We start from the raw sequence: 22,004 nt of genomic DNA, 5'->3' as shown, positions 1-22,004 counted from the left end.
GCGGTTGCTGAAGTCGTGGCGGTTTCTTGCGGCGTTGCGCAATGCCAGGAAACGCTGCGCACGGCCATGGCCATTGGCGCCGACCGCGGCGTGCTGGTGCAGACCGATGCCGAGCTTCAGCCGCTGGCCGTGGCCAAGCTGTTGAAGGCGCTGGTCGACAAGGAACAGCCGCAGCTGGTGATCCTGGGCAAGCAAGCCATCGACGACGACGCCAACCAGACCGGCCAGATGCTGGCCGCGCTGCTGGACTGGCCGCAAGCCACGTTCGCCAGCAAGGTCGAGCTGGCTGACGGCAAGGTTACGGTCACGCGCGAAGTCGACGGCGGGCTGGAAACGCTGACGCTCAAGCTGCCGGCCATCGTCACCACCGACCTGCGCCTGAACGAGCCGCGCTACGTCACGCTGCCCAACATCATGAAGGCCAAGAAGAAGCAACTGGACACCGTCACGCCTGAAGAGTTGGGCGTGGACGCCGCGCCGCGCCTGAAGACGCTGAAGGTCAGCGAGCCGCCCGCGCGCAAGGCCGGCATCAAGGTGGCCGATGTCGCGGCCCTGGTGGACAAACTCAAGAACGAAGCGAAGGTGGTCTGAACATGACGACGCTGGTTATTGCCGAACACGATAACGCCCAGCTCAAGGGCGCAACCCTGAACGCCGTCGCCGCCGCCGCCAAGATCGGAGGCGACGTGCACGTGCTGGTCGCCGGCGCCAATGCGCGCGCCGTGGCCGACCAGGCCGCCGCCGCCGCGGGCGTGGCCAAGGTCCTGCTGGCCGACGCGCCGCAACTGGCCGATGGCCTGGCCGAGAACGTTGCCGCCCAGGTGCTGGCGGTGGCCTCGGGCTACAGCCACATCCTGTTCCCGGCGACCGCCTCGGGCAAGAACGTGGCCCCGCGCGTGGCCGCCAAGCTGGACGTGGCGCAGATCTCCGACATCATCGGCGTGGAATCCGCCGACACCTTCCTGCGCCCGATCTATGCCGGCAACGCGATTGCCACGGTGCAGTCGGCCGATGCGGTCAAGGTCATCACCGTGCGCACCACCGGCTTTGACGCCGTGGCCGCGCAGGGCGGTTCCGCCGCGGTGGAAGACATCGCCGCCGTCGCCGATTCGGGCTTGTCCACCTTCGTGGGCCGCGAAGTCGCCAAGAGCGACCGTCCGGAACTGGCCGGCGCGCGCGTCGTCGTCTCCGGCGGCCGCGGCCTGGGCAGCGCCGAGAACTTCAAGATCCTGGATCCGCTGGCCGACAAGCTGGGCGCAGCGCTCGGCGCTTCGCGCGCCGCGGTGGACGCGGGCTACGCGCCTAACGACTGGCAAGTCGGTCAGACCGGCAAGATCGTGGCGCCGCAGTTGTACGTGGCGGTTGGTATCTCGGGTGCCATCCAGCACTTGGCCGGCATGAAGGATTCGAAGGTCATCGTGGCCATCAACAAGGATCCGGAAGCGCCGATCTTCGGCGTGGCCGATTATGGCCTGGTGGGCGATCTGTTCCAGGTTGTGCCTGAACTGGCCGGCGCACTGTAACCGCCGGAATCCCGGCGCATCCTGGTCCCGGTCGTTGATGGCGCCGCGGCGGCGGGGAGCCTTTCCCCGCGCCGCCCGGCCTCGCGTTCACTGCGTGCGGGCATCGCCGCCTTTGGCCAGGATGGCCGTCATGTCCTGTTCGTAGCGATAGCCGTCGCGCAGGCTCATGTCCTCTATCGTGTTGAGCGTGTGCTTGGCCAGCCGCGTCGCGGCCGGACGCTTCGAGGCGATGCTGGCTGCCAGCGCGCGCGCCGCGGGCAGCAGGTCTTCGGCCGCCACGCAGGCTTCCACGATGCCCAGGCGGTGCAACTCGGCGCCCGGGATGCGCTCGCCGGTAAGCATCATGCGCCGCGTGCGCGAATGCCCGAACAGCCGCATCGCGTGCCGTCCGCCGCCCATGGCGCCGACGTCGATCTCGGGCAGGCCCAGGAGCGCCTTTTCCGAGGCGACCAGGATGTCGCACGATGCGGCGATGGCCAGGCCGGCGCCCAGTGCGGGGCCGTTGATCGCGGCGATGACCGGCTTGGCGCATTCCCGTATGGAGTGGAAGCACTCGCGCGTGCGCCGCGAATGCATGGTCAGGCCGCCCAGGCCGGCCGTGTTCTCGGCGCGCTGCTTGAGGTCGGCGCCCGCGCAGAAGATCTTGCCCGCGCCGGTCAGCACCACGACATGCACCTCGTCGAGGTCCGAGAGCTGGTCCATGGCCGTGGTCAGCTCGTCATTGAGCTTGCGGCTGAGCGCGTTGACCGGAGGATTGTCCAGGGACAGCGTCGCAATGTGGTCCTGGATATGCAGCTGCAATTGGGAGAATTGGTCCATCGGGAATGATCCTGATTGGTTGCGCATTATGATATGAGGCGCCCGCGACTTCCCCGCAGGCAGGTTTAGGAAACTTCAAATGGCTACCCTGATTCCGGCAACGAGCCGTACGTTGGCCGCTTTCGAGATATTTGCGCGCGAACGGCGCGAGTTGTCCAACTCGGAGATGGCACGCCTGCTTTCCTTGCCCGACAGCAGTTGCTCGGATTTGCTGGGAACGATGCACGCGCTGGGCTATCTGATGCGCACGCCCCGCACGCGCCGCTTCTATCCCACTGCGCGACTGTATGAAATCGCGCGCCAGATCGCGGAAAACGATCCCTTGGCCAAGTCGGCCAAGGAAGCCGTGCAGCAGTTGGTGGAGAAAACCAACGAAAGCGCTTTTGTCGGCATGCTGGACCGCTCCGCCGTCAAGGTGGTGGCGGTGCTGCCCTGCCGGCGGCCGTTGCGCTACATCATGGAAGTCGGCGACCGCGCCGCGCTGCACGCCTCGGCCATAGGCAAGGCGCTGCTGGGCCAACTCGACACGGACGAATTGCAGGCCCAGGTCAAGCAGCTCAAGCTGGAGGCCGTGACGCCGCATACGATCACCAGCGCGAAGAAGTTGATGACCGAGGTAGCGCAGGGGCGCAAGCAGGGCTGGTATGCCTCCGAGGGAGAGGGGGTCGAGGGCGTGACGGCCCTGGCCGTCGCGGGCGTCCTGGGCGAACTGCCGGTGGGGCTGTCGCTGGCAGGCCCCTCCGACCGCGTCCATAAGCACCGCAAGGCCTACCTGCAGGCGCTGTTCGAGATACGCGACACCCTGTCGGGCTGAAGGCGTATTCATTGCTGCACGGGCCACTGGAAGGGCGGGCCCTTCTTGTCGAAGAAGCGTTGCAGGGCCATGGCATGGAAGTCGGCGCTCATCGCCACCCCCTGGCCGTCGCTTTCAAGCATGAGCATGGTTTGCAGGTCGCTGCGCAGGGATACGTTCAACGCGCGCTTGGTGATGCTCAGGGCGACCGGCGAAGCCTGGGCAAGGCAGCGCGCGATGGCGCGCGCACGCTCGGGCAGGGCCTCGGCTGGCATCGTTTCCAGCACCAGTCCCAGCTCCCTGGCTTCCGCGGCGCCGAACTCGCGCGCCGAAAACAGCAGCTCTTTTGCGCGCTGCACCCCGACCAGCCGCGGCAAGGTATAGAAGGTGCCGAAGTCGGCTACGGCGCCGAGGCGTCCGAACGCCATGCAGAAGCGAGCGTCGTCGGCCGCCAGCACCAGGTCGCCAGTCAGCGCCAGGCCCAGGCCCGCGCCATAGGCCACGCCCTGCACCGCGGAAATCACGGGCCGGTCGAAATCCAGCAGCGCCGAGACCAGATCGTGCAGGTCGACCAGCCTCTGGCGGCGGCCTTGCGCGGTCGCTTCACCGTCGGCGGCGCTGCTGCGCAGGGCCTTGAGGTCGCCGCCGGAGCAGAAGTTGCCGCCCGCGCCGGTCAGGATCAGGACCTTCAGATCGCGGTCATGGCGCAGTTCGTGCATCAGCCTGCGCAGCGAGGTGCGCATGGCAATGTCGATGGCGTTCTTGGATTCCGGCCGGTTCAGCGTGATGGTGCCCACGCCGTCCTCGATTTCATATAGCAGGCCTTCGTACATGATGGTTGGTCCTTGTAGGGCTAGAGTCGTTCAGGGGTAGGGGAGGTCAAGAGCAGGGCGTCAAGCACCCAGGCGCCTTCGCCGGCGGGGCCGACCCAGACGGGGTTGAATTCGGCTTCCAGGATGTCGGGGCGGCCCGACACGAAATCGGCAAGCTGGATGACCAGGCGCACCAATGCATCGGTGTCCATCGGCGGGAGATTGCGGAATTGGCCCAGGTAGGCGCCATGCCGCAGGTCCGCCAGCATGTCATGCACGTCGGCTGGCTGTATCGGCAAGACGCGGTGTGCGACGTCCTTGAGCAGCTCCACGAATATGCCGCCCAGCCCGATGGTGAGGACTCGGCCGTACATGGGATCGGTGCGCACCGCGATCAGCATTTCGCGCCCGGTGTCGTGCAGCATCTTCTCGACCAGCACGCCGTCGATGCGAGCGTCGGGACGCCGTGCCTGAACCTGATTCACCATCCGCGTGTGGGCCTCGGCCGCTTGTCCTGGCGTGCGCACGTCCAGCCATACGCCGCCCACTTCGGTCTTGTGCAGGATCTGGGCGCTGACGATCTTCAGCGCCACCGGAAATCCCAACGCCTGCGCGGCGGCGGTAGTTTCTTCCGGGGAGCGGCACAGGCTGCCTTGTGGCACAGCAATGCCTGCTTCGCGCAGCATGGCTTTGGCGGCTGCCTCGGTGCAGGCCACGGCCGCGCCTGATTCCTCTCCCGAGGCCGCGGACATGGCGGGCGCAGCGACCATCGCGCCAGGCAGCATGCGGCGTGGCGTCACTTTTCGTACCGCCGCCAATGCCGAACCTAGCGAAAGGAATGGCGCCAGCCCGTGTTCTTCAAGCCGCAGAAAGCCGCTGCCCAGGCGACGGCTCATCCACACCGCAATGATGGGCCGGGACGCGCCGGCGGCGGCATCGATGATGGCCTGCGCGATGCCGTCGGTGAGTTCCCCATAGTCGGCCGGAATCGGCACGATGACCGCGCCCACATTGGGGTCCTGAGCCACCGTGCGCAAGCACGACGACAACCCTTCGATGCTGTTGAGCGCTTCGGCGGTCACGTCCACCGGATTGGCGATGGCCGCATAACCGGGCAGGCTCGCGCGCAGATGTTCGGTTGTTTCAGGCGCAAATTGCGCCAGGCGCAATCCCTGGAGTCCGATCTGGTCGGCGGCCATGGCGGCCGCGCCGCCCGAGAAGGTCACCACGGCCAGTTCGTCGGAAGTCGGAACGCTGCCGCTTGCGGCAAGGCGCGCCAGCGCGACCAGCTCGTCCATGTCGTGGGCCTCGATCGCGCCGAACTGCGCGAACATGGCGCTATTGACCTCAGCCGTGCCGGCAATCGAGCCGGTATGGGACTGCGCGGCGCGCACGCCATACTCGGAGCGGCCGATCTTGAGAATGATGACGGGCTTGCCGTGCGAGCGCGCCAGATCGAGAGCGGCGGCCAGGCGCTTGCCGTCCTTGATGCCCTCGAGCAGTACGGCGATGACGCCGATCTCGGGGTCGCGGGCCAAGTGAGCGATGAAATCCGGCGCGCCCAGGTCGACTTCGTTGCCCGCGGACAGCCACAAGGCGGCGCCCGGACCGTACGACAATCCCTGGACGATATTGCGTCCGGCCCCGCCGCCTTGAGTGACGATGCCGATGGTCCCCACGTTCTTGTCGGTCTTGAAGGCAGGGGAGATCGTCATGCCCATGCGGTCGCGGAAGTTCGACAGGCCCGGGCAATTCGGTCCGTAGACGCGCAACCCGGTCGACTCGCACAACGCCGCGATTTGTTGCTCCAGCGCCCGTCCTTCAGGGCCGGCCTCGCCGAAGCCGGAGGACATGACGATGGCATAGGGAATTCCGCGTGCGGCGCAATCGCGCAGCGCATCCATCACATAGGCGGCGCGCAGGATGATCAGCGCCACGTCGATGTCGGCTTCCGGCAGGTCGGCAATCGATGGCCAGCAGCGGAACGGCCCGTCGCCGCGCATGGGCGGGTTCACGACGAAAAGTTCGCCCTCCATGCGCGAGTGCAAGGAGAGGTTCTCCAGCAGCCGGGCGCCTTCGCTGTTTGGCCTCTGCGATCCGAGCACCACGACCGCGTTGCGCGGTCGCACCAGCCTGGATAGATCGGGAAATCCACAATGCGACGCATGCATATTTACTCCGTAATTTCGTGGTAGTGTACGATCAGTCGTAATTAATTCTACAGCCTATCGAGGAAAATTACGATAATTCGTACTGATGAGGAGGGAGACCCGCCATGAAGCGATTTGCTGCCGCCGTATCCGTCTTGCTGTGCCTGGGCAGTGTGGCCACGCACGCGCAAAGTCCATCCACCTATCCCGCCAAGCCGGTGGCCCTGCTGGTCGGGTTCGGCGCCGGAGGCGGGACCGACCTGCTGGCCCGTTACTACGCCAAGTCCCTGGCCGACAAGCTGGGCCAACCCTTTGTGGTCGAGAACAAGACCGGGGCGGGAGGGGCGCTGGCGATCAATGCGGCCGTCAAGGCCCCTGCCGACGGCTACACCCTGTTGATGGGCACCACCGGCATCGCGGTGGACACCGCGCTGGGCAAGGCCAGCTACTCCTGGCAGCGCGATCTGGCGCCGGTCGCGATGCTGGGATATGCCAGCAATGTGCTGGTGGTGTCGCAAAAGTCCTCCATACACAGCGTGCAGGATCTGATCGCCGAGGCAGGGCGCCGCCACGTGACTTTCGGTTCGCCGGGCATCACCTCGTCGATGCACATGACGGGGGAATTGTTCAAGCAGATGGCCAAGGTGCGGATGACGCATGTGCCGTATCGTGCCGCGCCGCCCGCGGAACAGGCTTTGCTGGCGGGTGACGTCGACGTGCTGTTCGACAACATGGCGGGCGCCATGGCCTTTATCGAGGCGGGAAAGTTCCGTCCCATCGCCGTCAGCAGCGCGACGCGCAACGCCAGCCTGCCGGACGTTCCCACCATCGATGAGGCGGGGCTGAAGGGCTTTGAAACCACGGGCACCTTCTTCCTCATGGCGCCGGCGAAGACGCCGCCCGAGGTGATCGCCAGGCTGGCGTCCAGCGTCGAAGAGATATCGCGGGAACCGGAGACCCTGGCGTTCCTTGGGCGGCTTCAAATCACGGCGCTGCATGGCGGCAGCGAGGCGGTGTCCGCCTTCATGGAAGCCGAAGTGGCCAAGTGGACCAAGGTCGTGACGGCCCCTGATTTCGAGTCCGCCAAATAGGAGATCGATGCCATGGACTTTTTGCTGGATTCCACGCAGCAGGCCTTGAAGGACTCGCTCGCACGATATCTGGAGGCCGAGGTCGCGCCGCTGGTCGAACGATACGAAGCGGCCAAGGAAGTCGTGCCTCGTTCCGTCGTGCGTGCCATGCGCGACTATGGGCTGATCGGCGGGCTGCTGCCCGAAGCGGACGGGGGCTTCGGCCTGCTCATGACCACCTATGGCACGCTGATCGCCGAAGTGGCCCGCACCTGGCCGTCGTTACGCGGCATGCTCAGCGTCAGCAATCTGGCGGCGTCGGTGCTGGCGGGCGCGGGCAGCGCGGGCTTGCGGGAGAAATACCTGCCCGCCATCCTGGATGGACGGGCGATCTGCAGTTTTGCGTTGAGCGAACCCGGGATCGGCTCAGATGCCGCCAACGTGCAAACGCGGGTCGAGCGCATGCCGTCCGGCGGTTGGCGGATCAACGGCCGCAAGATCTACATTACCAACGGGCCGATCTGCGACCTGGGCATCGTCTTTGCGCGCAACGTGACCGGCGAGGGCGCCGGCGGCGTTTCGTGCCTGGTCTTCGAAAGCGGCATGCCGGGATTCTCCTGCAGCCCGATAGGGAAAATGGGCATGCATTGCTGCCCACTCGGCGAACTGCTGTTCGAGGATGTCGAGGTGCCGGCAGAGAACCTGATCGGAGAGCCGGGCCAGGCATTTTCGATCGCGAAGAAGTATCTCAACATCGGACGCTCTGTGGTGGCGTTCGGCGCACTCGGGATCGCCGAGTCTTCGCTGCAGGCAGCCCTGCGCTTTGCGCGCGAACGAGAGCAGTTCGGGCGGCCCATAGGCGGGTTCCAGTTGGTGCAGCAAATGGTCGCCGACATGATGACGCAGGTAGAAACCTCGCGACTGCTGGCCTACCGGTCGGCTGACGCGCTGGACCGCGGCCTGGCCGACAACGCCGTCCTGTGCGCGATGGCCAAGCGCCATGCCAGCGATGCGGCGCTGCGCGTGGCGGAGCTCGCACTGCAAGTCCACGGCGGGGCTGGCTACACCTCCCTGTTTCCCGTGGAGAGACATTACCGCGATGCCAGGCATCTGAGCATCGGCGAAGGAACCAACCAGATCATTGGATTGCTGATCGCGCAAAGCGCCCTCGGCATCTCCGCGCTTCGCTAAGCGTTTTTCGCTGTCTTCCCAAGGAAATGATATGTCCATGAATCGAGGCCGGCGCCGCGCCGCGTCTACCGTCCTATGCTCTCTGTTTGCCGGTTGGCTGTTCGCTGCTGGAGTGGCGCAGGCCGCGCCGGCTTATCCCGATAAGCCGGTACGGCTGATCGTGCCTTTCGCGGCCGGCGGATTTTCCGATGTGCTGACGCGGGTGGTCGGCGCCGCGTTGGCGCAGAAGTGGGGGCAGCCGGTGGTCGTGGAAAACCGCGCTGGCGCCAACGGTGTCATCGGCACCACCGCCGCGGCGCGCGCGGCGCCCGACGGCTACACCCTGCTGATTGCGCTGGATTCGCACGTCAGCAACAACTTCCTGGTGAAATCGCTGCCGTACGACACCATGAAGGACTTTGCTCCCATCGCCTTTCTGGGCACCGCGCCCATGGTGTTGATGGCCCACCCGGAGTTTGCAGCCAACAACGTCGCGGACGTGGTGCGGTTGGCCAAAGCCCAGCCGAACACGGTCAACTATGGCACCTTGGGATCGGGAAGCCAGATCCATATGGCCGCGCGCATGCTGGAGACGGCGGCCGATGTCCAGATGACGCCGGTTCCGTACAAGGGCGGCGGTCCGGCCGTCAGCGACCTGATGGCGGGGCATATCCAGTTGCTGTTCGCGTCGGTCACTTCGGCGCTGCCCGTCATACAGCAGCACCGCGCCAAGGCCCTGGCGGTGGTCTTTCCCAAGCGCCTGGCGGCTTTGCCGGATGTGCCCACCATGGCCGAGCAGGGCTACCCCTCGGTGGAGAAAGTGGGGTTCTGGTTCGGCGTCATGGCGCCCGCCGGCACGCCTGCATCCATCATCGAGAAGGTGCAGGCCGACCTCACGGAAGTCGTGGCGCAACCCGATGTGGCCAAGCGCCTGGGGGATATGGGGTTGCAGATGCAGCCCATGGGCCCGGCCGAGTTCGGAAACTTCGTGAAAGCGGAACTCGATCGTTGGGCTGACCTGGTCAAGCGCGAGAACCTGTCGCCGCAGTAGCGGACCAAGTCCGATAGAAAAGGGAGTGGCGGCGCCGCCACTCCCTTTTTTTAACCACGCTGCCTGGCTCGCCCCAGCGCCGCAGCGCGTCAAGCCGCCTCGGATGCGAGCCATACGGCCGCAGGCCCTTTGCCGGCCAGCAGCTCGAGGATGGCTTGGGTATGCTGGCCGGCCCGGGGGACCGCGCCCGGCTGCGCGCATGCACCGTCGAAACGAGGCGCAGGCGCCGCTTGCAGGCAGCCGTCGCGCTCGAAGTAGGTGGCGCGCGCCAGGTTATGGGGATCACGGGCTGCCTCGTCCGGGCTCAGCACGGGTATCACGCATGCGTCGCTGCCTTCGAAGACTGCCTGCCACTCGGCGCGGGAGCGGCCGGTGAACAGCGCCTGCAGGCGTTGCTTGCGTTCCGGCCAGCGGGCTTTGTCCCATTGCGGCACAAACCCGGCATCGCCAACCAGTCCCAGCCGTTCGAGCAGCAGATCATAGAATTGCGGTTCGATGCAGGCGACCGTGATGTAGCCGCCGTCGGCGCAGCCATAGGACGCATAAAAGGGCGCGGCATTGGGCAGGCTCTGGCCGTGGTCGTCGTTCACGATGCCCTTGCTCCGCGCCGCCAGCAAGAGTTGCATCGAATGCGCCGATCCGTCGCTGACCGCGGCGTCGACGACACAGCCCTGGCCGGTGCGGCGCGCCTGCAGCACGCCGCCCAGCAGCCCGACGGCCAGGTACAACGCGCCGCCGGCGATATCGCCCACCACGGAGAATGGCGTGGCGGGCGCAGCCGCGGAGGTTCCCGCGTGCCACAACGCGCCGGACAGGGCGATATAGTTGGCGTCATGCCCGGCGAGATGCGCCATGGGGCCGTGCTGGCCCCAGCCGGTCATGCGGCCGTAAACCAGCCGCGGATTGCGCGCCCGGCAGATGTCCGGTCCCAGTCCCAGGCGCTCGGCGACGCCGGGGCGCATGCCCTCGATGAACACGTCGGCGTGCTCGATCAGGCTCAATAAGGTGTCGCGGCCGCCGGGCGTCTTGACGTCGAGCGCGATCGCCCGCTTGCCGCGCTGGATGCAGTTTTCGTAGCCGATGCTGCCCGCCCGTCCGTCCGGCCGCTGGACCGAGATGACGTCCGCGCCCAGGTCGGCGAGGTGCATGGCGCAGAACGGGCCGGGTCCGATGCCCGCGAGTTCGACCACCCGCACGCCGCGCAGTACGCCATCCTTGCTTGATACGACATTGGTTTCTTGCATGTTGGTTTTGTCCGTTCAGTCCAGGTTGATGACGGCTTCGCCGACGATCTTGTTGACGCCGTGCTGATCGGCGCAGCTCAGCGTGACGCGCACGCGCTGTTCGCCGTCCTCCACCATCTTCGCGGCGACCTGCGCGCTGCACAACGGTTCTGCCCCCAGCTGCATGATGCCGGTGAAGCGCATCGTCAGGCGGCGGATGCGCTGCTGCGGCACCCAGTCGGTCAGCATGCGGCCGACATAGGCCGCCGACAGCATGCCGTGCGCGAAGACGTCAGTCGCGCCGGCGCTGCGGGCGTAGTCCAGGTCGATGTGCATCGGATGGTGGTCGGCCGAGGCGCCTGCATAGAGCGCCAGAGTCTTGCGCGAGATCGGCGCGATTCTCAGCGCGGGCAGGCTATCTCCGACGGAGATCGAGGCGTAGGCGGGAAGGTCCATGGGTTCTCCTTCAGTCGTTGCGCTGGACGACGATGGCGCGCAGGTCGGCAATGTGTTGGCCGTGCTGATTGGTCACGCGCGTATCCTTGACCAGGAAATCGAGCGCGCCGCCTTTCTTCTGGTAGACGTCGGCGATCGTCAGGTCGAAGGTCAGGGTATCTCCGGCGTACGCCATGGCGTGGTAGCTGAATTGCTGTTCGCCATGCAGGATCCGGCTTTCGTCCAGGCGGGTGAGACGGGCCGTGCCTATCGAATCGAACGCGTCGATCTCCAGGCAGAAAAGGAAGGTGGGTGGAACCGGCAGGCGCGGATGTCCGGCTGCCCACGCCGCCTCTTCATGCAGGTAGACCGGATTGGTCTCGCCTATCGCCTTGGCGAAGAAGCGCAGGCGGCCGCGCTCCACCAGGATGCTGCGCGTGCCCAGCGACTGGCCGATAAGATTCCTGTCGAGCAAGATGTTCTCCTTTGGTTTGAACGCAGAGCCGACATGACGCGTTCAGCTGGCCCTGGCGCCGGTGCGCTCGATGATGGCTTTCCACTTGATCCGCTCGCTGCGCACCAATTCGTCGAACTTCTCTCCCCCCAGGTTCAGCGGCGTGCCGCCCATGGTGGAAAGCGAGGTGATCACCGCTGGATCCTGCAGCGCGCGCGCCACCTCCTCCTGCCAGCGGTCGATCGTGGGCTTAGGCGTCCCGGCCGGGAAGAACAGGCCGATCCAGGACATCGACTCTGCCTTCGGATAGCCGGCCTCGGCGATGGTTGGAACGTCGGGCAGAAGGCTCAGCCGGGTGGCGCTGGTGACGGCCAGGGCGCGCAGCTTTCCGCTCTGGATGTGTCCCAGCGTGGTGGCGGGATAGTCGAACGAGGCATCGACCTGTCCCCCAAGCAAATCATTGATGGCTGGCGGGCTGCCGCGATAGGGCACGTTGACGTATTTGATTCCGGCCACGGTCTGGAACAGTTCGGCCTCCAGGTGGGTGGCGGTGCCGTTGCCGGCATTGGCCATCGTGATGGTGCCGGGGTGTTCGTTTGCATAGGCCACCAGTTCCTTGACCGTGCGATAGGGACGGCCGGCATTGACCACCAGCACGTTGGGCAGCGCGATGACGCCATGCACGGCGACAAAGTCCTTTTCTGGATTGAAGCTGATGGATTGGTACAAGTACTGATTGGTGGCCTGCGTGCCCTGCGTGCCCATCAACAGGGTGTAGCCGTCGGGCTTGGCCCGGGCGACGTGCTCGGCAGCAGGGTTGCCGCCTGCGCCCGGCCGGTTCTCGACCACCACGGGTTGGCCCAATCCTTTCGATACCTTGCTGGCTATCAGGCGGCTTACCTGGTCGGTGATGCCGCCGGCGGGTCCGGCGGAAACGATGGTCATCGCGCGGGCGGGATACGTGTCCGCAAACGCGGACGCCGACGCCATCGTCAGCCCCACCGAAAGTGCCAGCGCAAAGCGCCGGACTGGGTGGGGAAGTTGATGGCCGGGATTGTGGTTTTGCATGGGTGTCTCCTCCAGTCTCTTGAAAAAACGGTTGGAATGTACTCCGGCATTTCGTATAGTACTACGAGCAGGCGGAGTTTTGGCTTTTTTTAATGCCCTGTCCACAACGGCTTCAAGGGACTGAAAATGGCCTGCGCTCCGGCTCATATCCGCGCGGCGCGACGCACGCGGCGCGATCGTTGATGGCTCTTGGGCCACCTCTTTTTCCATTGAAGCTGGAGACTGTATGGATCTGAAACTGAAAGACCGCGTGGCAATCGTCACGGGTTCGGCGCGTGGGATCGGGGCGGAGACCGCCCGCTTTCTCGCCACGGAAGGCATGGCCGTCGTGATCAGCGATCTGGACCTGGACGCCGCGCAAGCGATGGCCGGGGCCATCGAATCCGAAGGCGGCAGGGCGATAGGGGTACGTTGCGACGTGCGCGAGCAGGAGCAGGTGCAAGCCATGGTGGCGGCTGGCTACGAGGCTTTCGGCCGCATCGACGTATTGGTCAACAACGCGGGCCTGGTGAAAGACCGCACGCTGCTCAAGATGGACGAGGCCGACTGGGACCTGGTGATCGACGTCACGCTCAAAGGCGCGTTCCATTGCTGCCGCGCGGCGCTCCCGCGCATGCACGAGAACGGGTGGGGACGCATCATCAACATCGCCTCGCGCGCGCTGTTCGGCAACCCCGGCCAGACCAACTATTCCAGCGCCAAGGCTGGCATCATAGGCATGACGCGGGCCTTGTCGCTGGAGCAGGCGCGCAAGGGCGTGACGGTGAACGCCATCGCACCGGGTTTCATCGAGACCGACTACATCAAGAGCCTGCCCAACTACAGCACGATCCTGGAGAACGTGCAGGCCAAGAACCAGGTTCCATTCGCGGGCCAGCCCTCGGATATCGCGGGCGCCGTGGCGTTCATGGCATCGGAACATGCTCGCTATATCACTGGCACCACGCTCTTCGTGACGGGAGGTCGCTATGGTTGAGCTGGATCCGGACGGCCTTTCGAGCGAGCACGGCCTGTTGCGCGACAACATCCGCCGATTCCTGAAAACGCGCGTCAACCCCATCATCAACCAGCACGAAGCGGCCAAGACCTTTCCCTTCGAAGTGCTGGGAGAACTGCGCGACTTTGGCTACCTTGGCGGCTATCTGCCTGAATCCTCGGGCGGACTGGGCATCGATTACCTGACCTGGGCCATCATGATGGAGGAGGCAGGCTACTGCTGGCTTTCGCTGCGGGCGCTGATAAATGGCCTGAACATCGTGGGTGGCATTCTCGACGCCTATGGCACCGAGGAGCAGAAGGAGCGGTTTCTTCAGCCGCTGTTGCGCAATGAACGACGCACCTACGTCTCGATCTCCGAGCCAGACGTGGGATCGAACGTGGCTGAAGTCAGGACGCGCGCCGACAAGCAGGGCGACCATTATGTGCTGAACGGCAGCAAGCTGTGGGTGACCAATGGCATGTTCGCTGACTTCGGCATCGTCGTGGCGCGCACGTTCAGCGATACCTGCCAGGGCGGCCTGTCGCTGTTCCTGGTGGAGAAGGTCCATACGCGTTTCGATGCGCGTCCGGTGGACACCATGTTCGTGCGCAGCACCGGGACCGCGGCCTACACCTTCGACAACGCCCAAGTGCCCGCGGCCAACCTGCTTGGCCAGGAAGGAGAAGGGCTGCGGCAGATTCTCATCGGGCTCAATTTCGGGCGTCTCAATGTGGCGATGGGGGCGGTGGGCGCGGCGCAATGCGCGCTGGACCTGTCCATCGACTACGCGCGCACCCGCAAGCAGTTCGGGCAGCCCATTGGGGCTTATCAACTGGTGCAGCGCCATATCGTCGAGATGACGATGAAGACGCAGGCGGCGCGAGCCTTGGGCTACCGCGCGGCGCGCGCCATGCAGGCGGGCCTGCCGGCGCGCGTCGAGGGATCGGTGGCCAAGTTGTACGCGACCGAGGCCGCCCATCAGGTCGCCAATCATGCCCTGCAGGTGCATGGCGGCATCGGCTATGCCACCGACTATCCGATAGAACGGATTTTCCGCGATACGCGCGGGGGAATGATCCCGGAAGGTACCACCGAGATCCAGACGCTCATCATCGGGCGGGAGATTCTTGGCATTTCGGCATTGAAAAATGGAGAACGCGCATGAATGATTCCAACCCCCTGCAAGATATCGCGCAGACGGCAATCTATTGGGAAGACCTGCCGGTCGGCACCCGCTACCGGACGTCTTCGCGCACCATTACCGAGGCCGACGTGGTGGCCTTCGCGGCGCTGACCGGCGATTCCAACCGTCTGCACGTCGACGCCGAGTACGCCAAAGGGACCTTGTTCGGGCAACGCATCGCGCACGGCATGCTGGTGGCTTCCTACATGGCGGGGCTGACCTCGCGTTCGATCCCGTATCAGTTGACCGAGGCTGCGGTGCTCGGCGTGCTGGAGAACCGCCTCAAGTATCCCAAGCCGACCTTGATAGGCGACACGCTGCACGTCGAGATCGAGGTGATGGAGCAAAAGCCGACCAGCCGTCCCGATCGCGGCCTGATCAGCTTCCTGCGCAAAGGCGTCAACCAGCGCGGTGAAACCGTCTGCGAGATGGACGCCGTTTGCCTGCTCAAGCGCCGGCCGTCGGAGCAGCAGGCATGAGCGGGCCCGACATCCGATTTCCGGACTTGTCGCGGCTGGTGCTGCCGCAGTCCATCGTGCTGGTGGGCGCGTCCGAAAAGCCGGGCAGCATCGGCCAACGCACCCTGGAGAACCTCATGGTTCATTCCGGCTGGCAGGGCCGGCTTTCCCTGGTGAACCCTGCCCGCCAGAGCATCGCGGGACGGCCTTGCGTGCCTTCGGTGCGCGATCTGGACCAGCCGCATGACGTGGCGATCCTGGCTGTGCGCGCGGAACTGGTGCTGGACACGCTGCGCCAATGCGGCGCGTGCGGGACGCGCTATGCGATTGTCTTCAGCTCGGGCTTTGGCGAAACGGGCGAGGAGGGCCGCGCGCTGGAAGCCGAGATGCGGAAAATTGTTGCCGATACGGGCATGCGCATCTACGGACCGAACAGTCCGGGCCTGACCAACGTCAATGGACGCCTGGGCATGAGCTTCTCGCCCGCATTTCGTACCGACCAGCGGCCCGGTCCGATAGGCGTGGCTTCGCAGGGAGGCGGCCTGGGACGCTCGTTCATCCAGGCGATGGACCGGGGCGTGGGTACAGGCCTGTGGTTTTCCGGGGGCAACGAGGCCGACCTGGAGGTCAGCGACTACATCCACTACATGGCGGAAGCGCCCGACATCGAGGTCATCGTCAGTGTTCTGGAGGGCGTGCGGGACGGGCCGCGCTTCATGGCTGCGGCCTTGCACGCCGCCCGGCGCGGCAAACCCATTGTTGCGCTAAAGGTCGGAAAGTCTGACTACGGCATCAAGGCGACGCAGTCTCACACCGCGGCAATATCGGGCTCGGCGGAGATCAACAGCGCCGTCTTCAAGGAGGTCGGCGTCATTGAGGTCGATGACGTCGACCAGTTGATCGATACGGCCTCCATGCTGGTGCGCGGTAAGCCCACCGGCCGCGAACGCATTGCCGTGTATTGCTTTTCGGGCGGAACGGCGGCGCTGGCTTCGGACCAGATAGGCCTGGGCGGTCTGGTTATGTCGGAATTCGCGCCGCAGACGCTGCGGACGCTGCGCACCATGCTGCCGGACTACGCCGCCATCGACAATCCGGTCGACGTGACCGCGGAGGTGCTGGTCGATCCAACGCTCACCTACTCGGCGTTGAAGGCGACAGCGGAGGATCCCAATACCGATCTGGTCGTCGTGCCCATTCCCGTGGAGTACGGGCAGACCACGACGCTGCTGGGCGAGAGCATGGCTCGGGTGCAGCGGGAAGTGAAGACGCCGATCGTGCCGATCTGGATGAGCGACAGGACCGGCGAAGGGCATAGGCACATGATAGAAGGCGGCTTGATGCCGATGCGTTCGGTGCGCAACGCCGTCAAGGCCATGCGGCGCTACATCGACTATGGAAATTGGAGGGCTGCGTTCGATGCCGCTTGGAATCCGCTGGGCCGGCCCCGTCCGGCGGCCGCGACGGCCACGTTGAGCGAGGTGGACGCCAAGGCCCTGCTGGGGCGGGCCGGCCTGCCGGTGCCGCGCGGAGAAGTCGCCCGCACGCCTGACGAGGCCGCGCGCGCGTTCGAGGCGTTGCAGTGCGACGGCGTGGCCATGAAGGTGATCAGCTCGACCATCACGCACAAGACCGACGTCGGCGGCGTGCAGCTGGGCGTGCGGTCGCCGGATGCGGCGCGCGCCGCGCATACGCGGATCTGCGAACAGGTGACCCAGGCGCACCCTGATCATGCCAATCAAGGCGTGCTGGTCGAAGCCATGCTGCCGGGGCGGTTCATCGAGGTCGTGGTGGGCATCCATCGGGATCCGGTATTCGGCCATGTCTGCACGTTCGGCTTGGGCGGCGTCAGCATCGAGCTGTTCAAGGACGTCAGCCGGCGGCTGCTGCCGCTGACGCCCCAGGCTGCGCAGGCCATGATCGCCGAAACCCGCTGCAGCCAGCTGCTGAATGGATATCGCGGCCAGGAACCGTATGACGTGGATGCGCTGGTCGAGGCCTTGGTGAAACTGAGCGATTTCGTCGCCGGGCATGCCGACAGGATCGAGGAACTGGAGATCAACCCCCTGGCCGTGAGGCCTCGCGGGCAGGGCGTGATGGCGCTGGATGCAGTGCTGAGTTTTGACGCAACGGAGAAGAAGACATGGTGAAGACGGATATAGGCTACACCACGGTGGATGCCATCGTGGTGCGCGGACGCGACCTGTCCAAAGAGATCATCGGCAAGTTCGATTTCATCGACATGATCTACCACACGACCTTTGCGCGCATGCCCAGCGCGCGCGAAAAGACCATGGTGACTGCCATCCTGGTCACCACGGCGGACCATGGCATCACGCCCAGTTCGCTGGCGGCGCGCCTGACCTACGCGGGCGCGCCCGAGGCCATGCAGGCCGCCGTCGCGGCGGGTTTGCTGGGCGCGGGCAGCGTGTTCCTGGGCACCATGCAGAACGCCGCCGAGATGCTGATCGAGGCGGGGCGAGAGTTGGGTCCGGACGCTGGCGACGAAGCGGTGCGCGACGTGGCGAGAGCGCTGATCCTGCGTTATAGGCAGGAGCGGCGGCCCTTGTACGGCGTGGGCCATCCCATCCACGTAAATGGCGACCCGCGGGTGGCGACGCTGCGCGAGCTGGCACGCGCCAATGATTATTACGGCGTGCATTGGCGCCTGATGGACGCGATCAGCGAGGTCCTGATCCAGGAGCAGGGCAAGAAGCTGCCCTTGAACGCGGTGGGCGCGATTGCCTCGATCGTCGCCGACATGGAACTCGATCCGATGGTGGCGCGGGGCCTGGCCCTGGTGGGCCGATCTGCAGGCTTGCTGGCGCATCTGGTCGAGGAGAAGACGCAGCCGATAGGCAGGGCAGCCTGGGAGCTTGTGCTGCAGGACGATCCGCGCAACGAAGTGCCTTGACGGGCCGGCCGCCTGGATCCGGAATCCTGCAGCGGGTCCAGGCGAGCCGCGGCAGGATTCTCTCCGGGAAAGCGATGATGTGGCCGATCCCGCCTTCGTGGAAAAACCCGTGTTGCGCGCTCTAGAATGAGCCTCGAGCAGGAGGAGGCGAGGATGTGGGATACCGCGTTGGATGGGCTTTCCGAAGCCCAGCGGCAGCATATCGGGGAATGCATGACGCAACGTGAACTGGCTCCCCGGACGGTGCTGCTGCGGCAGGGATCCAAGGCCGGATGCATCAGCGTGATCGTCAGCGGGCGGATGCGCAGCGTCCAGGTCGCCCGCGATGGCAGGGAATCCAGCAACGTTTTCGGCAGGAACGCCATGCTGGGCCTGATATCGACCATGCTCGACGAACCCGCCTTCGCGTCGCTGGAAACCCTGGACCGGACGGTGGTGGCGCAGCTTGATCGCGCCAACCTGCTGCGCCTGATGGAAACAATGCCGCGCCTATCGCTGAACATCGCCATGACCTTGGCGCGCTTTGGCGCCACCAGCGTGCAGCGCCGCTATCGCGCCGAAGAGCAGACGCCGCTGCAGCTCGCCCAGGTCCTGTGCGAACTTGCCACGCTCGACGGCGCGGGGCCGCGCGGCGAAATCCGTGGCCTGACCCAGCAGGACCTGGCCGCCATGGTGCATGCTTCGCGCAGCTGGGTGGCCATCAAGCTCGGCCATCTGGAAGCGCTGGGCCTGCTGGATTACCGGCGCGGCATCATCGTCATTCCGGATCTGGACGCGCTGGCCAGCTACAGCCGCGGACTATGATGGCCTGCGCGAGGCTGGGATGCTGGCGCTAGCGGGCGTAGACGATGCCGCCGGCAGGCCCCGCCGTGAACACTGGCGTGGCCGCCGTGAACGCGTAGACGATGCGGTGCTCGTCCAGCGCGTCGCACATGCGCATGGCGGGCGTGCCGGCGCGCGACAGCAGATCATCCAGCGTGCCTTGCAGGTCCTCGGTGTCGATCTCCAGGATGGTCATGTAACGCCAGGTCTGGGGATGTTGCCTGGCCTGCGCATGCGACCATGCGTATCGCTGGCCGGACACGAAGCCGGGCACGCGCATGACGTCCGGCATATGCGTGTTCATATACCAGTCGTCGAATTCGTCTTCCCGTCCTTCGACGGGGTTGGTGAAGATCACCAGTTTGTGCCTGGTCATGTTTCCTACCTCTCGATTGCGGCGGGGAGCGGCCGCTGGCTGTCCCACAGGTTTTCCAGATTGGATTCGGCGCGTGCGCGCAGTTTGTATTTTTCGACCTTGTTGGTCAGCGTCAGGGGCAGTTCGGCGACGAACTCGACAAAGCGCGGAACCATGAATTTGCTCATGTTTTCCTGGCAGTACCTGACCAGTTCATAGGCTGCCAGCGCCTGGCCGTCGCGCAGGATGATGGAGGCCGCGACCTCGTCTTCGGTGAACTCGGAGCGCACCGGATAGACTGCCGCCTGGCGTATGGCCGGGTGGGTCTGGAGGATGCTCTCCACTTCGTAGGCCGAGATGTTCTCGCCCCGGCGCCGGATCGCGTCTTTCTTGCGGTCGGTGAAATGCAGGTAGCCGTCGGCGTCGATGCGGCCGCGGTCGCCGGTATGGAACCAGCCATTGCGGTGCGCGGCGATCGTGGCCTCGGGCATCTTGTAATAGCCCAGCGGAGTCGCCCAGGGCTGTTCGACGCGCAACAGGATTTCGCCGGAGGCTCCGGCGGGGACATCGAAATCGTCGTCATCGACGACCCGCAGCCGGACGTTGTCGCGCGCAAGGCCCACGCTGAAGATCTTTTCAGCAGGCGCGTCCAGGGGGCTCCAGGTGGCGGCGCAGTAGTCGCTGAGCGCATAGCCATTGAGCACCTTGATGCCGAAGCGGCGTTCGAAATCGTGCACGAAGGGCGGCGGCGGCGCCAGCGAGCAGACCCGGACCTGGTGTTCCTGATCGCGCCCGTCGGGCGGTTGGGCATACAGGAAGTTGCCGACCGCGCCGATGGCGTTGAAGCGGGTGGCGCCGGCTGCGCGCACCTCATCCCAGAAGCGGCTGGCGGAGAAACGCCGGGCCAGCGCGATGGCGCTGCCCGCCATGAGCGCGGTGGTCATGCCCAGCAGCAGTGCATTGGCGTGGAACAGCGGCAGGAAAACATAGTCGACGTCGTCGGGCCGGAAATGGCGATAGCGTATGTTCTGTTCGCCCCAGAAGTGGGCGCAGGCATGCGTGATCATGATGGCCTTGGACGGGCCGGTGGTGCCTGACGTGTAGAGCAGGTAGGCGAGGTCGTCGAAGCGCACGGACGAATCAGGCGCTTCGTCGCAGGCCGCGTCGGCCGCAAAGGCATGGATCGAGGCGGCGGCCGCCAGCCGTTGCGCGGCCGCGCCAGCGTGGCCGACGATGAAAATGCGCTTCAGGCGCGGCAATTCGGCGATGATGTCGCAAAGCGACTCAGCCAGGCTGTCCGACACGACGATCGCCGAACAGTCGGCATGATCCAGGTAGTAGCGCAGCAGCTGGCCTTTCGCTGCGGTATTGATCGGTACCGACACGGCGCCCAGCTTGCCTAGCGCGGCATAGCAGAAGACCTGCGCGGCGCAGTTTTCCAGCATCACCGCGACATGGTCGCGATGGGCGATGCCCTGGGCTTGCAGCGCCTGTGCGATGCCGTTGCTGCGACGGTGCAGGTCCAGATAGGTATGGAGGCTGCCGTCCGCCATGTCGCGCAGGAAAATCTCGGAACCGTTGGCCGCCGCGCGCCTGGCGATGATGTGGCCTGTGGTCCAGTGCCGCATGTCGCCGAACGCGGCGTGGACGTCGATGGCGGAAGCGGGAGGGGTGACGCGCCGTGAGTACTCCATGATTCTGGTTCAGCCTTGTTTGGGTTTGATGAATCCCGCCTCGCGCAGCAGCGCCGACCAGCGCGCCTGTTCGGCGGCCGCTTCGGCGGGCCAGGCGTCGGGTCCCATGAAGGAAGGCTCCACGCCCTGTTCCCGGGCGAAGTCGCGGAACTCGGCGCTCCTGGTGACGGCGCGCATGCCATCGGCCAGCGCGGCGATGGCCGCCTGCGGCGTGCCGCTACGCACGAATGCGGCGTTCCAGGACACGAAGCCGAATCCCGTGGCGCCGGCTTCGGCCAGCGTGGGAATTTCCGGAACGGCCAGGGAGCGCGTCGGGCCGCTGACACCCAGCGCGTTGAGCCTGTCGGCGCGCACCATCGGAGCGACGCCGGCGATGGCTGCGGCAACTGCGTCCACGTGTCCGGCCGCGGCATCCGTGATGGCCTGGGATGTGCTGGTGTAGGGAACGATGTTGAAACGCACGCCGGTGGTTGATTTCAGCGCGGTCGCGACCGCCATGGCGGCGGAGCCGGAAACGGCGATATCCACGCTGCCGCCCTGGCGCCGGTTCAACTCGATCAGCTCGCGCAGGTTAGTGAATGGCGCATGCTTGCTGGCCGCAAACAGCCACATGGCGCTGGAGCAGCGCGCGACCGGTTGGAAGTCGCGCAGTGGCACATAGGGCGCAGAGTCCAGCATCTCGGTGTTGTAGAGAAACGGCGGGCCGGTGAACAGCACGGTGTGGCCGTCGGCGGGGGCCTGCAATACGGCCCGGGTGCCTACGACGCCGTCGGCGCCGGCCTTGTTCTCGACTATTACTGTGACCCCCCACAGGCCGGTCAGCTTGGCGGCGATGAAACGCGCCACCGCATCGGCCGCGGTGCCGGCCGTGTACGGCACCAACAGCGTGACGCGCTGCGCGGGAAAGCCGGTTTTCTCGGCGAGGGCGCCGCCGCCCAGCATCAGCGCCGGGATAGCGGCCAGCAGCGCGCGGCGGGTGCTGTTGGGCCGGTGCGCGGCGTCTTGGCCGATGGATTGGATTTTCATGCAGC

Annotated in this window: 22 protein-coding genes; 12 read left to right on the top strand and 10 right to left on the bottom strand. The window is 65.7% G+C overall.

Features of this window, described 5'->3' with window-relative positions; translation table 11 throughout:
• Positions 1 to 591 (top strand): electron transfer flavoprotein subunit beta/FixA family protein (locus WBB14_RS06825; protein WP_424239163.1); only part of this gene is annotated, 591 nt, incomplete at its 5' end.
• Positions 592 to 593: 2 nt separating this feature from the next.
• Entirely contained in the window at positions 594 to 1,523 is a 930-nt protein-coding gene (locus WBB14_RS06820; protein WP_424239162.1) for an electron transfer flavoprotein subunit alpha/FixB family protein, read from the top strand.
• 87 nt (positions 1,524 to 1,610) lie between these two features.
• Here the strand turns inward: WBB14_RS06820 and WBB14_RS06815 are convergent, their stop codons facing one another.
• The gene (locus tag WBB14_RS06815) at positions 1,611 to 2,342 is read right to left on the bottom strand and encodes an enoyl-CoA hydratase/isomerase family protein (protein ID WP_424239161.1); all 732 of its coding nucleotides are present in this window, start codon (positions 2,340 to 2,342) and stop codon (positions 1,611 to 1,613) included.
• 79 nt (positions 2,343 to 2,421) lie between these two features.
• On the opposite strand from WBB14_RS06815, the gene WBB14_RS06810 reads away from it, so the two are divergent.
• Positions 2,422 to 3,156, top strand: coding sequence for an IclR family transcriptional regulator (locus WBB14_RS06810; protein WP_424239160.1), 735 nt, complete (start codon positions 2,422 to 2,424; stop codon positions 3,154 to 3,156).
• Positions 3,157 to 3,164: 8 nt separating this feature from the next.
• Here WBB14_RS06810 and WBB14_RS06805 read toward each other — a convergent pair whose 3' ends face one another.
• Together WBB14_RS06805 and WBB14_RS06800 are read right to left on the bottom strand one after the other, a co-directional pair.
• The gene (locus WBB14_RS06805; protein WP_424239159.1) at positions 3,165 to 3,968 is read right to left on the bottom strand and encodes an enoyl-CoA hydratase/isomerase family protein; all 804 of its coding nucleotides are present in this window, start codon (positions 3,966 to 3,968) and stop codon (positions 3,165 to 3,167) included.
• A gap of 20 nt (positions 3,969 to 3,988) precedes the next feature.
• Entirely contained in the window at positions 3,989 to 6,118 is a 2,130-nt protein-coding gene (locus tag WBB14_RS06800; protein ID WP_424239158.1) for an acetate--CoA ligase family protein, read from the bottom strand.
• A 104-nt stretch (positions 6,119 to 6,222) separates the two neighbouring features.
• On the opposite strand from WBB14_RS06800, the gene WBB14_RS06795 reads away from it, so the two are divergent.
• From WBB14_RS06795 to WBB14_RS06785, 3 genes are read left to right on the top strand one after another with little or no spacing between them, the layout of a single operon-like run.
• Positions 6,223 to 7,188 (top strand): Bug family tripartite tricarboxylate transporter substrate binding protein, encoded by a 966-nt coding sequence (locus WBB14_RS06795; RefSeq protein WP_207472073.1) that lies wholly within the window; start codon positions 6,223 to 6,225, stop codon positions 7,186 to 7,188.
• A 12-nt stretch (positions 7,189 to 7,200) separates the two neighbouring features.
• The gene (locus tag WBB14_RS06790; protein WP_424239157.1) at positions 7,201 to 8,358 is read left to right on the top strand and encodes an acyl-CoA dehydrogenase family protein; all 1,158 of its coding nucleotides are present in this window, start codon (positions 7,201 to 7,203) and stop codon (positions 8,356 to 8,358) included.
• A 31-nt stretch (positions 8,359 to 8,389) separates the two neighbouring features.
• The gene (locus WBB14_RS06785) at positions 8,390 to 9,388 is read left to right on the top strand and encodes a tripartite tricarboxylate transporter substrate binding protein (RefSeq protein WP_424239156.1); all 999 of its coding nucleotides are present in this window, start codon (positions 8,390 to 8,392) and stop codon (positions 9,386 to 9,388) included.
• Between the two features lie 89 nt (positions 9,389 to 9,477).
• Here the strand turns inward: WBB14_RS06785 and WBB14_RS06780 are convergent, their stop codons facing one another.
• Genes WBB14_RS06780 through WBB14_RS06765 form a run of 4 tightly spaced genes read right to left on the bottom strand, consistent with a single transcriptional unit; the run spans position 9,478 to position 12,568 of the window.
• Entirely contained in the window at positions 9,478 to 10,632 is a 1,155-nt protein-coding gene (locus WBB14_RS06780) for a CaiB/BaiF CoA transferase family protein (RefSeq protein WP_424239155.1), read from the bottom strand.
• 15 nt (positions 10,633 to 10,647) lie between these two features.
• The gene (locus WBB14_RS06775; RefSeq protein ID WP_424239154.1) at positions 10,648 to 11,067 is read right to left on the bottom strand and encodes a MaoC/PaaZ C-terminal domain-containing protein; all 420 of its coding nucleotides are present in this window, start codon (positions 11,065 to 11,067) and stop codon (positions 10,648 to 10,650) included.
• 10 nt (positions 11,068 to 11,077) lie between these two features.
• A complete protein-coding gene (locus tag WBB14_RS06770) occupies positions 11,078 to 11,521 on the bottom strand; it encodes a MaoC family dehydratase N-terminal domain-containing protein (RefSeq protein ID WP_424239153.1) in 444 nt (147 codons plus the stop codon).
• Between the two features lie 42 nt (positions 11,522 to 11,563).
• A complete protein-coding gene (locus WBB14_RS06765; RefSeq protein ID WP_424239152.1) occupies positions 11,564 to 12,568 on the bottom strand; it encodes a Bug family tripartite tricarboxylate transporter substrate binding protein in 1,005 nt (334 codons plus the stop codon).
• Positions 12,569 to 12,794: 226 nt separating this feature from the next.
• Here WBB14_RS06765 and fabG point away from each other — a divergent pair, with 226 nt between their 5' ends.
• The 6 genes from fabG to WBB14_RS06735 all read left to right on the top strand — a co-directional run bounded on the left by fabG (position 12,795) and on the right by WBB14_RS06735 (position 18,906).
• On the top strand, positions 12,795 to 13,544 hold the full coding sequence (gene fabG / locus WBB14_RS06760) for a 3-oxoacyl-ACP reductase FabG (protein WP_424239151.1): 750 nt from the start codon (positions 12,795 to 12,797) through the stop codon (positions 13,542 to 13,544).
• Positions 13,537 to 14,712: an acyl-CoA dehydrogenase family protein gene (locus tag WBB14_RS06755; protein WP_424239150.1), complete on the top strand. Its 1,176-nt coding sequence runs from the start codon at positions 13,537 to 13,539 to the stop codon at positions 14,710 to 14,712. Before fabG ends, WBB14_RS06755 begins: the two co-directional genes overlap by 8 nt.
• Positions 14,709 to 15,209, top strand: a complete 501-nt coding sequence (locus WBB14_RS06750) for a MaoC family dehydratase (protein ID WP_424239149.1) — start codon at positions 14,709 to 14,711, stop codon at positions 15,207 to 15,209. The genes WBB14_RS06755 and WBB14_RS06750 overlap by 4 nt, the downstream gene beginning before the upstream one ends.
• Complete coding sequence (locus WBB14_RS06745) at positions 15,206 to 17,338, top strand: acetate--CoA ligase family protein (RefSeq protein WP_424239148.1); 2,133 nt, start codon at positions 15,206 to 15,208, stop codon at positions 17,336 to 17,338. The genes WBB14_RS06750 and WBB14_RS06745 overlap by 4 nt, the downstream gene beginning before the upstream one ends.
• Positions 17,332 to 18,102, top strand: coding sequence for a citryl-CoA lyase (locus tag WBB14_RS06740; RefSeq protein WP_424239147.1), 771 nt, complete (start codon positions 17,332 to 17,334; stop codon positions 18,100 to 18,102). Before WBB14_RS06745 ends, WBB14_RS06740 begins: the two co-directional genes overlap by 7 nt.
• 213 nt (positions 18,103 to 18,315) lie before the next feature.
• Positions 18,316 to 18,906: a Crp/Fnr family transcriptional regulator gene (locus WBB14_RS06735; protein WP_424239146.1), complete on the top strand. Its 591-nt coding sequence runs from the start codon at positions 18,316 to 18,318 to the stop codon at positions 18,904 to 18,906.
• Between the two features lie 28 nt (positions 18,907 to 18,934).
• On the opposite strand, the gene WBB14_RS06730 is transcribed toward WBB14_RS06735, so the two are convergent.
• The 3 genes from WBB14_RS06730 to WBB14_RS06720 are packed head-to-tail and all read right to left on the bottom strand — an operon-like array spanning position 18,935 to position 21,999.
• Complete coding sequence (locus WBB14_RS06730) at positions 18,935 to 19,300, bottom strand: hypothetical protein (protein ID WP_424239145.1); 366 nt, start codon at positions 19,298 to 19,300, stop codon at positions 18,935 to 18,937.
• A gap of 5 nt (positions 19,301 to 19,305) precedes the next feature.
• The gene (locus WBB14_RS06725) at positions 19,306 to 20,973 is read right to left on the bottom strand and encodes an ATP-dependent acyl-CoA ligase (protein ID WP_424239144.1); all 1,668 of its coding nucleotides are present in this window, start codon (positions 20,971 to 20,973) and stop codon (positions 19,306 to 19,308) included.
• Between the two features lie 9 nt (positions 20,974 to 20,982).
• Positions 20,983 to 21,999, bottom strand: a complete 1,017-nt coding sequence (locus tag WBB14_RS06720) for a tripartite tricarboxylate transporter substrate binding protein (RefSeq protein WP_424239143.1) — start codon at positions 21,997 to 21,999, stop codon at positions 20,983 to 20,985.
• Positions 22,000 to 22,004 lie beyond the last annotated feature (5 nt).

Origin of the sequence: Achromobacter sp. (genome assembly GCF_049647645.1) — a bacterium.
Lineage (GTDB): Bacteria > Pseudomonadota > Gammaproteobacteria > Burkholderiales > Burkholderiaceae_B > Achromobacter.
Note: the sequence above shows the minus strand (reverse complement) of the source record. Positions and strands in the feature narration are given on the sequence as shown.

Coding starts and splice junctions, on each gene's coding strand:
- WBB14_RS06820 (WP_424239162.1), top strand. CDS start 594: ATGACGACGCTGGTTATTGCCGAACACGATAACGCCCAGCTCAAGGGC.
- WBB14_RS06815 (WP_424239161.1), bottom strand. CDS start 2,342: ATGGACCAATTCTCCCAATTGCAGCTGCATATCCAGGACCACATTGCG.
- WBB14_RS06810 (WP_424239160.1), top strand. CDS start 2,422: ATGGCTACCCTGATTCCGGCAACGAGCCGTACGTTGGCCGCTTTCGAG.
- WBB14_RS06805 (WP_424239159.1), bottom strand. CDS start 3,968: ATGTACGAAGGCCTGCTATATGAAATCGAGGACGGCGTGGGCACCATC.
- WBB14_RS06800 (WP_424239158.1), bottom strand. CDS start 6,118: ATGCATGCGTCGCATTGTGGATTTCCCGATCTATCCAGGCTGGTGCGA.
- WBB14_RS06795 (WP_207472073.1), top strand. CDS start 6,223: ATGAAGCGATTTGCTGCCGCCGTATCCGTCTTGCTGTGCCTGGGCAGT.
- WBB14_RS06790 (WP_424239157.1), top strand. CDS start 7,201: ATGGACTTTTTGCTGGATTCCACGCAGCAGGCCTTGAAGGACTCGCTC.
- WBB14_RS06785 (WP_424239156.1), top strand. CDS start 8,390: ATGTCCATGAATCGAGGCCGGCGCCGCGCCGCGTCTACCGTCCTATGC.
- WBB14_RS06780 (WP_424239155.1), bottom strand. CDS start 10,632: ATGCAAGAAACCAATGTCGTATCAAGCAAGGATGGCGTACTGCGCGGC.
- WBB14_RS06775 (WP_424239154.1), bottom strand. CDS start 11,067: ATGGACCTTCCCGCCTACGCCTCGATCTCCGTCGGAGATAGCCTGCCC.
- WBB14_RS06765 (WP_424239152.1), bottom strand. CDS start 12,568: ATGCAAAACCACAATCCCGGCCATCAACTTCCCCACCCAGTCCGGCGC.
- fabG (WP_424239151.1), top strand. CDS start 12,795: ATGGATCTGAAACTGAAAGACCGCGTGGCAATCGTCACGGGTTCGGCG.
- WBB14_RS06755 (WP_424239150.1), top strand. CDS start 13,537: ATGGTTGAGCTGGATCCGGACGGCCTTTCGAGCGAGCACGGCCTGTTG.
- WBB14_RS06750 (WP_424239149.1), top strand. CDS start 14,709: ATGAATGATTCCAACCCCCTGCAAGATATCGCGCAGACGGCAATCTAT.
- WBB14_RS06745 (WP_424239148.1), top strand. CDS start 15,206: ATGAGCGGGCCCGACATCCGATTTCCGGACTTGTCGCGGCTGGTGCTG.
- WBB14_RS06740 (WP_424239147.1), top strand. CDS start 17,332: ATGGTGAAGACGGATATAGGCTACACCACGGTGGATGCCATCGTGGTG.
- WBB14_RS06735 (WP_424239146.1), top strand. CDS start 18,316: ATGACGCAACGTGAACTGGCTCCCCGGACGGTGCTGCTGCGGCAGGGA.
- WBB14_RS06730 (WP_424239145.1), bottom strand. CDS start 19,300: ATGACCAGGCACAAACTGGTGATCTTCACCAACCCCGTCGAAGGACGG.
- WBB14_RS06725 (WP_424239144.1), bottom strand. CDS start 20,973: ATGGAGTACTCACGGCGCGTCACCCCTCCCGCTTCCGCCATCGACGTC.
- WBB14_RS06720 (WP_424239143.1), bottom strand. CDS start 21,999: ATGAAAATCCAATCCATCGGCCAAGACGCCGCGCACCGGCCCAACAGC.